Source organism: Candidatus Phyllobacterium onerii (assembly GCF_028331445.1).
GTDB lineage: Bacteria > Pseudomonadota > Alphaproteobacteria > Rhizobiales > Rhizobiaceae > Phyllobacterium > Phyllobacterium onerii.
Genome location: NZ_JAQMHX010000063.1, coordinates 1 through 247 on the forward strand (window position 1 = coordinate 1; position 247 = coordinate 247).

A 247-nucleotide genomic window follows, 5' to 3' on the forward strand; every position below is an offset into this window, starting at 1 on the left:
TGAGCGGTGTCGATATCGATGGATCATCGATCCGCAAGGGCGCTGTCGACGCTGTTCTGACCTATGCCAATCAGATGTCACTTGCGACGCCCGGAGCTGGTGGAACGACTGAGCGACGCGGGCCACGGCCGAGACCATTCGTGATCTGCAAGCTATCGCCGACCAGATCGCCAAGGGCGGTGGCACACCGCTTGCAGTTGTCCGCGATGGCAAGCTGCTCGGCATCATATACTTGAAGGATATCGTC

Annotated in this window: 1 pseudogene; it reads left to right on the forward strand. The window is 59.1% G+C overall.

The window, feature by feature from the left end:
- Positions 1–247, forward strand: a pseudogene (locus PHA01_RS29210) (potassium-transporting ATPase subunit B); the annotation flags it as partial.